Origin of the sequence: Enteractinococcus helveticum, from assembly GCF_020742345.1 — a bacterium.
Classification (GTDB): domain Bacteria; phylum Actinomycetota; class Actinomycetes; order Actinomycetales; family Micrococcaceae; genus Yaniella; species Yaniella helvetica_A.
Genome location: NZ_DYXC01000109.1, coordinates 20,596 through 30,081, shown reverse-complemented (window position 1 = coordinate 30,081; position 9,486 = coordinate 20,596). Strand labels below are relative to the sequence as shown.

The window sequence follows — 9,486 nt, the reverse complement described above, 5'->3', positions numbered from 1 at the left end:
GCTAAGAAATCCCTGGAGGACGGCGCCCTGAACGTCCCGGGCTATTCCATGGAGGGTTGGTACGGTCGATTATTCCGTGCCGCCGGGCTGCCCATGGCCAAACGGATCGCCGACTATAGTGCCGAGGAACTTGAGTTGTTGTTGAACACCGAGGCCACCAAGGTCAACTTCGAAGGCGCCAACCTGACCTACGAGGGGCTCATCCCGCGCATTCGCAAGTCCATGCTCGCCAAGGATCGCGAAGCCATGCAACCCCACATTCGCGCCTTCGTGGACCGGGCCATCGGGTTTACCACTTGTACCGCCTGCGACGGCACCCGACTCAATGACACCGCCCGCTCCGTGACTATCAATGGCGCGAATATTGGTCAACTGGCCACCTTGGCTAGCGCCGAACTGTTGGACTGGGTTTCCGCCCTGGACCTGCCGGCGGCCGAACCACTGTTAGCCGTGCTGCGCCAACTTTTACAGGGCTTCGTGGACATTGGGCTGGGGTATTTGAGCCTCGATCGGGCCTCCGGGACCTTATCGGGTGGTGAGGCGCAGCGCGTCAAAATGATCCGCCAGCTGGGTTCCCCACTGACCGATGTCACCTATGTTTTTGATGAACCCACCGCCGGGCTGCACGCCGCCGACGTCGAACGCATGAACACCCTGCTGCTCCAACTGCGCGACGCCGGCAACACGATCCTGGTTGTAGAACACCATCCGGGTGTCATCGCAATAGCCGATCACATCATTGATATGGGCCCGGGCGCCGGTCAGCACGGCGGCGACGTCGTCTATCAGGGCGATGTTGCCGGGTTGCGTGCTTCCGGGACGATAACCGGCAACAGCCTGGAACACCGCGCGGGATTGAAATCCCAAGTCCGTGCGTCCACCGTCACACTGCCGATCCGCAATATCACCCGCCATAATCTCCGTGATGTGTCCGTGGACGTTCCCACCGGGGTTGTCACCGCGGTGACCGGGGTGGCCGGTTCCGGCAAGTCCACTCTGCTGGCGGCTGGGCTTGCCGACCGTCAGGACGTCGTCGTCATTGATCAGACCCCCATTCGTGGTTCGCGCCGGTCCAATCCGGCCACCTATACCGGCGCACTGGATGCCATTCGCAAAGCATTCGCCAAAGCCCACGGGGTCAAACCCGGACTGTTTTCGGCGAATTCCGACGGCGCCTGCCCCGAATGTCAGGGCGCCGGTGCGATCTCTTTGGATTTTGGGTTCATGCAGGGCCAGTCCACGGTGTGCGGGGCCTGCCAGGGACGACGCTTCAACACCGAGGTGTTGCACTACGAACTGGGCGGCAAAAATATTGCCGACGTGCTGGAACTGCCCGCCGAAACTGCGGTCGCATATTTCACGCAGGTCAAGATTCCGGCCGCGGCCAAGGTTGCTCAGCGCTGCGTGGATGTGGGCTTGGGATATATTCGGTTGGGCCAGCCACTCACCACGCTCTCGGGCGGGGAACGTCAACGGCTCAAACTGGTGGCCAGTCTGGCCAAACCCGCCGAAATCTATGTGCTGGATGAACCGACCACCGGGCTGCATATCGCGGACGTCGGCCGGTTGGTTGCCCTGTTGGATGCGCTGGTCGAGGCTGGTACCACGGTCATTGTGATTGAACACGATCTCGACGTCGTCGCAGCCGCCGACTGGGTCATCGATATTGGCCCGGGCGCCGGTGCCGCAGGCGGCCAGGTCATTTTTGAGGGCACACCCCGGGAGCTTCTGGCAGCGGATACTGCGACCGGCCGGCATTTTGCTCAGGCGCTCAGAGCAGCTGACTGATCCCGGTGATCACAGAAAGGATCGCGCCGATCATGGCCAGCACGATCACAATGCCGAAGACCACCCCGTCTTTCACTTTGCCTAATGCACGTTGGCCGGCCCACATGCCCACCGCAATTCCCACGACGGCCAGCAGCCACATCCACCAAGACAATTCCGGCAGCGTGGAGCCCATGAACCATGATCGTCCTGCCAGGGTGGCCGAGGCGATCATGACCCACATGGGTTGCAGACTGGCGGCAAAGGAGGCCACTGGCCAACGCGAGAGCACCCCAAAAATTGTCATCGCCGGTCCGCCGATTCCCGCCAGCACACTGCCGGCACCGGCACCAACCCCGGTAAGGATCTGTGCCCCATGGCTGGTCACCGGCTGGCTGTTGCCCCGCATAAATAAGGCCCCGCTGAGCCCCACGATCACCAGGGCCCCGACCAACAGGTAAATAATGGCGCCGTCGATCTGCGCACCCAACCATGCGGCCGGAATAATCGACAGTGTTGCGGGAATACCGATCCAGCCGACCCGAGACCAGTCAATATCGCGCCACATGCCCGGCAGCATGAACAGTGAGGCGATCACAGCCAGCGCGGTGATCAACATGATGCCCTGGTGGGTGCCAAGTGCCACGACTGCAAACGGTGCGGTGAGCATGGCAAAGCCCAGCCCGGTAATGCGTTGCAGCGCGGTTGCGATAAAACTGAGCAGCAGAATGCCAATGAGCACCGTGAGTAAGCTTCCTTCTCAAAACATCATTGTCGACAACACGAGAACAGTCCCCGAACCGTGTATGGCACGCAACGATACCAGGAAGTATTTTCACCACAGCTCATCAGCATAGGGTCGCGCCCAGAGCACCAGGGTTACGGTCACGGCTTTGAACCAGGCTTGATGCATGGCCTCAACGTCGTCACCATCCGTGGCGCCCTCCTGCAGAAATGGTCGGACGGATAGGGTCACGGGCACTACCAGTGCCAACATATCGGCCATCGGCACGTGGGTGGCCGGTGAGTCGACGTCGTCGGTCTGGTTCTTCTTGGCCGTGTGGTGGCGCAACCCAATTTCTTCTTGATAGGCCAACCACTGGTCATCGAAACGGCGCTGGCACACATCACGGACCCATTGTTCAAAACGATCTCGCACCCGGGCCAGATACTGGGCGTTCGGTGCGCCATCGGGACCGCGGAACACCGATACCAGGTGCGGGGTGGAACCAATAAAGTCATACCAAATATCTAAGATTTCCGAAACGCGCGGGGACAGAATTTCACCGGCCCGACGCAGCGCTGGCACGTCTTCTTCGGTCCACATGACGTCGGTGAGCAGCTCGTCAAGCCGTTGACGGCTCACCGGAGATGGCGGCAGATCTTGGTCGTAGGTGTAACCGGCGGGATTTGTACTCGTAGTCATCTCAGCCTCCGAAATAACACGATGTGGCGTGACGCACACATCTACCCTAAGGCTAATCAACCTGGCTCAGCGTGCAACCGGTGGGTGAGTAATCAAGACGCTAGCGGAGCCTCTGGGCTCCGGTCGTAGCGAAGACGTCGAAAAGTTTCATGACGGCGTCGCGCTCTTGGTGTCTCAATCCCCCGTTCGCGTGGAATCGCAGCACGTGGTTCTGTCCCACCAACCGCCGCGCAGTGGCCTGCGTTTCTCGGTCACCTGCAGTGCCGTCCTACGCGGATCCTTCAGGATGCGGCAAACGTTCCATATGATTACCCGCTGCCAATCGGTCTAGCATTTTCGTGTCAAAACTCTTCAGCGGTCACCTGTTTTTACTGAGCATGCTGAAATATTTGCGACTGCCGAACAGCTCATTCCGGTTCGCCCGCTCTTTGTAGGCGTTGTGGGCACGATTAATTCCTAGCCGGGAGCTGAAATCCGTGTGTGGAATCCGTGCGACCTAGTTAAACAATGGCAGCGGAGTTACCCCGTCGATGTGACGGGGTAACTCCGCTGCCATATATGCTGCTTCGCGACTCGTGCATCGAAGATCGCACCGCGGCTAGGGTGATGATTCTGGTGGAGGGTGTCTATCAGGTGGATGATCATCGGCCCGGTCGCCGTCCGGTGGTTTCGGATCGATTGCTTGTGAAGGTTGTGCACCTGGGATTACTGGCCCAGGCTTGTTTGTGTACCGGTGACCAGTCGGGGTGATAACTTCCAATATTGTTTCGTTACCTTCGTGGCGCCAGTCCCGATTTTCTTTGGTCTGGTTACATGCCGAACACAGTCCCGAAGCGTTCCCCCAATTCGGACGACCACCGTCTCGGTCAGGAATGATATGATCCATTTCCGCGATGGGGGCCTCACAAAACGGGGTACGGCATGTCTTGTCTCGAAGTAGGACCATTTTGCGCACGCCACTTGGAAAATCTCTGGATAGGAATTCCATATCGGAGATTTGCTGGCCCTTCTGGTCAGTGAACACTCGACGCAATGGAACACTCAATTCGTCGTCGGAGAGCCACTGTCGGGCGACCGGTGCGGGGATGGAGCCGTGACCGATTAACCACGCCGGGTCATCTCCTTGGGCCAGCAGGGTATCTGGTGTCATCGCCAGCAGGAGTTCGATTTTGTCCACCAGCCCGGTGGTTTGACCGGTGACCCGACGGATCAATTCGTCAAACATCAACTGATCCTTGGAACGCTTGTTACCGTGTTGGTCCTGGGTTTTTCCTTTAACAATTTGGGTTTTGGCCCACTGCCGTAATCCTTGTTCAGCGGCAACAATGTCTGGGGTTGGCCCATATGCAACGAGCTTGGACATGCCGTCCTGAGCTGGTTGGGTGAAAATCCTGCGATGGTCTTTTGCTTTGGCGAATCGATCGGCGGCTGTTCTCGGGTCGAGTCGTTGTGCATGAGCTCGAGCCTCACTGGCTAGTTCCCGTGGTCCGGCACTACCGTAACGGTCTTTCATTGCCGAATCGATTTTGCGCCGATGCAACGCTGACAGCTCGGAAGATTCTCTAGCGACGGCTTGGGCATGCTCAGCCCGGATCTTTCCTTCAGCCAGTGCTGCTGCGGTGTGCCGCATATCCTTGGACAGCGTGCCAGCTAGTTCGAGATGCTGTTTTCCACGCGCCGGTGAAACTGACCGGGCTAGCGCGACTTCACTGCCAAGACCCTTACCTCGTTGAGCTTTGGGAATTTTGTCCTGCGCTTCGCGTGCTAGACGCATGGCTTCCAGTCGTGCGGTGGCCCGCAGTTGGACGGATTCGAGCCGCCCGATGAGTCGTTCGACCTTCCGGATCCGTTCGATTGCAGCACTCTCGGTTTCGACAGGCTCAAGCAAAGACATTTGCCTATCAATTTCGTCGAGTGTCGTGTCTGCTATGGGAGCTAGAATCGTCGTCATGCCACCACCATAGAATTCTTCGTCAGCGTGCAACCACGGCTCAGCCTATTTTGTGGATAACTGTCTGCGCAGCGATGTTTATCCACATTCACGACGCCTGTACTGGCGGGCTGCTTGAGGGTAACGACCTACCGCAGGTGCAGCGTGAGACCGCGGATCTTATAGCCTTCGATGAGATCGTCCCAGCTGATATCCGGTTCGCTCACCGTCGTCACTGGCAGTTTGAGGAGCCGGTGCAGTAGCGCGTCAGTTTCTCGCAGCGCAAGGTGCTGACCGGGACAGCCGTGGGCACCAAAACCAAAACTGAGTCCAACATCGTGGACGCCTTTGGCCCGTTGCCGTGCCGGGCAGAGCTGCAGGGGATCAGCCGGAAAGGCATCAGGATCGGCGTTGGCCTGGCGGATATCCAGGTCGACCAAGTCGCCGGTTTGTAAACCGTATTCGGTGTCGCGGTCGGTTACGGTGTAGTCTTTGGTGACGCGACGATATAGGTGGCCGACGGGTGGCTCCAAGCGGATAATTTCGGCCAGCATCCCTAATCGTTCGTCTTCTGCGGCGGCCAGGTAGCGTTGGCGTAGGGCGTCGTCGTCCAGCAAATGCCAGCAAGCCATGGTGATAAATTCTCGGGTCGTGACCATCCCGGCGGTCCCGTAGGTCACGCATTCAACCAGGATGTCGGCCAGGTTGTAGTGCTGTTCGATCAGGTGGCTGATGACGTCCTCGCGCGGGTTTTTGGTCCGCGAGCGCACGGCGGGTAGGACGTCGAAAACTAGTAGCCCGGCGATGGGGCCCAGCCCGTTGGCGGCGGCGGTTATCCACTGGCGGTTGGTGCGCCCGAGGCGGGGTTTGGTGCGGTCTAGGGGTGGCTGGCGGAAGAATTTTTCTAACCGGCGGGCCAGTGCGGGGACTTTGGCGTGGGTGAGGCCAATAATGGAGGCGGTCACTTCGACCGTGTAGTACAGGGCGACCTCGTCGAGGGTGATGGTGCCGGTGCGCTTGGTTTGGGCAATAATGTTGTTCACGACGGCGGTCATCAGGTGGCTATAGCGGGCGGCGACGACCGTGGGTGCGAAGAAGCGGGCGACGTTGCGGCGTTGTTCGTCGTGTTGGGGGCCGTCGGAGATCAGGATCGGGTGGTTGCGGAAGATGGTGCGCGGGATGTATTCGGCGGTGAACCCGGCCTGGATGGTTTCTCGGCGGGCCAGCAGGACGTCTTTGGCTGCGGTAAGCGAGCCGATGCGCCACATGATGCCGCGTTTGGTGACGCGACCGGCGGGTTCATCGCCGGGTATGGTGGCCTTGCGCGCGCTAGGCGCTGGGGCGGGGAGGCCGGGGCAGCCGGTTGGTGTGGTCATCGGGCACCTTTGGCCAGTGCGAGGTGGCGGACCGTCCGGCCCAGTGTGCTGCGGCGCAGCAGACCGCGACGCGGCGGGGAGAACAGGTCGTGGCCGGTGACGTTCCAGCCGGCCAGTAGTTCATTGGCCGCCAGGAAACCGGTGGTTGCGGCGCGTTCCATGAGCGCAACCGGCAGTGGGGCGCGGATCCAGTCGCCGGCAAGCACCAGGCCGTCGATGCCGGTGGTCACTGCTGGGTGGTCCTGCCACGGGGAGACATCGGCCAGGCTGCAATCGTCTTCCAGCAGGTATTGTTCGGCGATGATCTCCATGTTTTGGGTTTCGGGAAACACTGTGCGCATATCGTCCAGTAGCGCTGTGCGAATGGTCTGGCCCTGCGGCGAATTGGGAGCGGCCGGAGCGTCGACGGCGTAGGCGTGCAACTCTACAACAGAGCCACCGTGGGTTTGGGTCCATGCTGCGGCGGTGGCTTCGAAGCGTTCCAGCACCGAAATATTATCCAGCAGCTGGTACCCGCTGGTCCCTAAAAATGCGGGCCGCCCCGAGTGCACCGTGTCTGACATCCACAATCGGATGACCGCGAATGCCGGGGCGTTGGTCCGACGCGCGACCCGGGATTGCAGGTCGGCCAGTTGTTGGGTTTCGCCGTGCAGTGCCGCGATGAGGCCGCGACTGGTGCGCGGGTCGGCGGCCAGCACAACGGCGTCATAGACTCCCCCGCCCGTACTAGTGCCCACGCGCCAGCCCCGTTCGGTCTGGTGCAGCGCATCAACCGGGGAATCCAGGTGGATTGTCACGCCCGCATCGCGCAGGTAGTCGCCCAGTGGATCCCAGAGGCTGGTGTTGAAATCATCAACGGGCACATCGAAGAGCAGCCCCTCGGCTGAGCCGGTGAAGTATGTGTGGAACATGGTGACGAGCTCGCGGGCGGCAAAGTCATGTGGGTTAGCAAAAAATGAGCGCGCAAATACTTCCAGGGCCAGGTGCCGGGCGTTGTGTGGGAAGCGTAGCCGATCCAGAAATGCGGCTGCCGATTCGCCGTCATAGCGGCTCAGACTCTGGGGGAATTGCAGGTCGATGAGTTCAAAGGCGCTGGGGAGGTCCACCTTAGCCAGCCCGGTGAGCGGGAATGTGGGACTCTGCAGTACAAAGGCGGCCAGGTTCAACGGTGGGGTGCGCGGAATGGATTTGAAGGAATCGGTCAGCCCGGCGTTGGTTTGGAGCGGGTAGTCGGTCACGGCCACCAGCCGATCCAGGGCTGGATCCGTGCGGCGCAGCAGGGCGCGGAGGTTATAGTACTGGCGGAAGAATGCGTGGAAGCCGCGGCTCATATTGCGCCCATCGGCTAACGGCCAAGAGGCCACGCGCCCACCCAGCTGTGGTGCGGATTCAAAGAGTGTGACGTCGGCGCCGCGCTCGGCAAGTCCGGTCGCTGCGGCAAGTCCGGCAATACCTCCTCCGATGACGGCCACCTGGCGTGCAGAGGGGAGGCGGTCGTGGCCGCGGTGGGCGATGATGCGTTCGGCGTGCGGATCCCGTGGCGCATTGGGCACGGCACGGTATTGACTGGTTCGGGTCATGTACGTCGTCCTTGGTTGTATGCCACGTAGGTGTGCAGGATTTTGCGGTGCCACCCGCGTGCTGTGCTGACGGCGGGGCGTTCAAAACCGGCGTGTTCCAGGCGTTGGAGTACGGTTTGGGTTGCGTCATTGCGCAGCACCGAGCGCCACAGGTAGGTAAACAGGCTGATGTGGGTGCCGGTGACGGCGGCCAACGGGATGATGATCGCACAGCATACGGCCGTCCATTTGGCTTGGGCCCACGCTGATTCGGTGACCGAATAGTCGTGTAACACTAGGCCAGCCCCGGGTTTCATCAGCCGACGAATACGGGCCAGCACCGCGGTGCGCTCAGCCTCGGGCACGTTGCGCAACAGGTACGCTGCAAAGACGCCGTCGGGGGCGTCGGCCAATGCTGGGGCCGAGTTTTCGGCCAGGTGTTCCACACGATCCAGCACAAATACGGTGCTAGCGGGCCAGGGTTTTGATCGGGCGGCTTCCAACATCCCGGCCGAGGCATCCACCCCAACAATCCGCGCATCCGGTAGGGTCTCTAGAATCGCCTGGGTGCTCAGTCCGGTGCCGCACCCCAGATCCCACACCACCGGGCGCCGTCCGGTTGGCACCTGAAGCAGTTCGGCAAGTGTGCGGGTTGCGCGGCGCAGTTCGCGCCGATATCCGGGGTTGAGTTTGGTCAGCAGGTCATAGCGCCGTGCCGAGGTGGTAAAAGCGTCAGCCAGGAACATCTGCGGCAACCTCCTGGGTCGTGCGGGCGCGCCGATTTTTCAGTGCCTGCCACACCATGATCGTCACGGTGAGCATGGCCCAACCAAAACCGAAATCTTCGATGGGAATATCCCACGGGAACCGGATACCCAACATCATTTCCGGGTTATAAAGCACAATCGGATTGGACAGTTTGGTCAACCACCCGTCCACCGCAATTTGGAATCCCAGACAGATCCCCAGCGCAATCCAGTAGGCGGGTTTGCGGAAAATCCCGCTGCGCACCACAAATAGTTCCAGCACGACGACGACGATCATCCCGGCCACGGTCAATACGGTATATTCAGGCAGCATCGCCGGCCCCCTTCTCGGCGCGTTTGAAAATGTTCAACACGGTGGTTACGCCCTCATAACTAAGCAATGCGCACAGCGGGATGACAATGAAGAACACGATCTCTTCCAGCGGGATGATCCCAAACTGGATGCCGGTCACAAATTCCGGGTTATACGTCCAGTGCTCGCGCGCAATGCCCAACAGGTCCCAGGCGCCGAAGGCGACCACCACAACCAGGATTGTGGGCAGCATCAGCGGCAACCGGCGATACACCCGGGCCCGCAACACAAATTCTAGGGGCAGGGTGATGGCCACACAGGCGGCCATGAGTATGAGGTACTCGTATTGAGCCAATAATGCGTCCTTTC

General features: G+C 60.4%; 9 protein-coding genes. 1 reads left to right on the top strand and 8 read right to left on the bottom strand.

Features of this window, described 5'->3' with window-relative positions; all coding sequences use genetic code 11:
* Positions 1 to 1,788 (top strand): ATP-binding cassette domain-containing protein (locus K8V32_RS09940; RefSeq protein WP_303906614.1); only part of this gene is annotated, 1,788 nt, incomplete at its 5' end.
* Here K8V32_RS09940 and K8V32_RS09935 read toward each other — a convergent pair.
* From K8V32_RS09935 to K8V32_RS09900, 8 genes are all read right to left on the bottom strand, one after another.
* A complete protein-coding gene (locus K8V32_RS09935) occupies positions 1,772 to 2,509 on the bottom strand; it encodes a sulfite exporter TauE/SafE family protein (protein ID WP_303906612.1) in 738 nt (245 codons plus the stop codon). The two genes, K8V32_RS09940 and K8V32_RS09935, sit on opposite strands and share 17 nt — an antisense overlap.
* A gap of 93 nt (positions 2,510 to 2,602) precedes the next feature.
* On the bottom strand, positions 2,603 to 3,193 hold the full coding sequence (locus K8V32_RS09930; protein WP_303906609.1) for a protoglobin domain-containing protein: 591 nt from the start codon (positions 3,191 to 3,193) through the stop codon (positions 2,603 to 2,605).
* Between the two features lie 598 nt (positions 3,194 to 3,791).
* Positions 3,792 to 5,144 carry an HNH endonuclease gene (locus K8V32_RS09925; RefSeq protein ID WP_303906606.1) on the bottom strand — a complete coding sequence of 451 codons (1,353 nt, stop codon included), beginning with the start codon at positions 5,142 to 5,144 and terminating at the stop codon, positions 3,792 to 3,794.
* A 128-nt stretch (positions 5,145 to 5,272) separates the two neighbouring features.
* A complete protein-coding gene (locus K8V32_RS09920) occupies positions 5,273 to 6,499 on the bottom strand; it encodes a cytochrome P450 (RefSeq protein ID WP_303906603.1) in 1,227 nt (408 codons plus the stop codon).
* Positions 6,496 to 8,079, bottom strand: a complete 1,584-nt coding sequence (locus K8V32_RS09915) for an FAD-dependent oxidoreductase (RefSeq protein ID WP_303906600.1) — start codon at positions 8,077 to 8,079, stop codon at positions 6,496 to 6,498. Before K8V32_RS09915 ends, K8V32_RS09920 begins: the two co-directional genes overlap by 4 nt.
* The gene (locus tag K8V32_RS09910; RefSeq protein WP_303906598.1) at positions 8,076 to 8,804 is read right to left on the bottom strand and encodes a class I SAM-dependent methyltransferase; all 729 of its coding nucleotides are present in this window, start codon (positions 8,802 to 8,804) and stop codon (positions 8,076 to 8,078) included. The genes K8V32_RS09915 and K8V32_RS09910 overlap by 4 nt, the downstream gene beginning before the upstream one ends.
* Positions 8,791 to 9,138, bottom strand: a complete 348-nt coding sequence (locus K8V32_RS09905) for a lycopene cyclase domain-containing protein (protein ID WP_303906596.1) — start codon at positions 9,136 to 9,138, stop codon at positions 8,791 to 8,793. Before K8V32_RS09905 ends, K8V32_RS09910 begins: the two co-directional genes overlap by 14 nt.
* Positions 9,128 to 9,472 (bottom strand): lycopene cyclase domain-containing protein, encoded by a 345-nt coding sequence (locus tag K8V32_RS09900; protein WP_303906594.1) that lies wholly within the window; start codon positions 9,470 to 9,472, stop codon positions 9,128 to 9,130. The genes K8V32_RS09905 and K8V32_RS09900 overlap by 11 nt, the downstream gene beginning before the upstream one ends.
* Positions 9,473 to 9,486 lie beyond the last annotated feature (14 nt).

Excerpts from the sequence above, each read along its gene's own strand:
- K8V32_RS09930 (WP_303906609.1), bottom strand. The coding sequence starts at position 3,193 with ATGACTACGAGTACAAATCCCGCCGGTTACACCTACGACCAAGATCTG.
- K8V32_RS09925 (WP_303906606.1), bottom strand. The coding sequence starts at position 5,144 with ATGACGACGATTCTAGCTCCCATAGCAGACACGACACTCGACGAAATT.
- K8V32_RS09920 (WP_303906603.1), bottom strand. The coding sequence starts at position 6,499 with ATGACCACACCAACCGGCTGCCCCGGCCTCCCCGCCCCAGCGCCTAGC.
- K8V32_RS09915 (WP_303906600.1), bottom strand. The coding sequence starts at position 8,079 with ATGACCCGAACCAGTCAATACCGTGCCGTGCCCAATGCGCCACGGGAT.
- K8V32_RS09910 (WP_303906598.1), bottom strand. The coding sequence starts at position 8,804 with ATGTTCCTGGCTGACGCTTTTACCACCTCGGCACGGCGCTATGACCTG.
- K8V32_RS09905 (WP_303906596.1), bottom strand. The coding sequence starts at position 9,138 with ATGCTGCCTGAATATACCGTATTGACCGTGGCCGGGATGATCGTCGTC.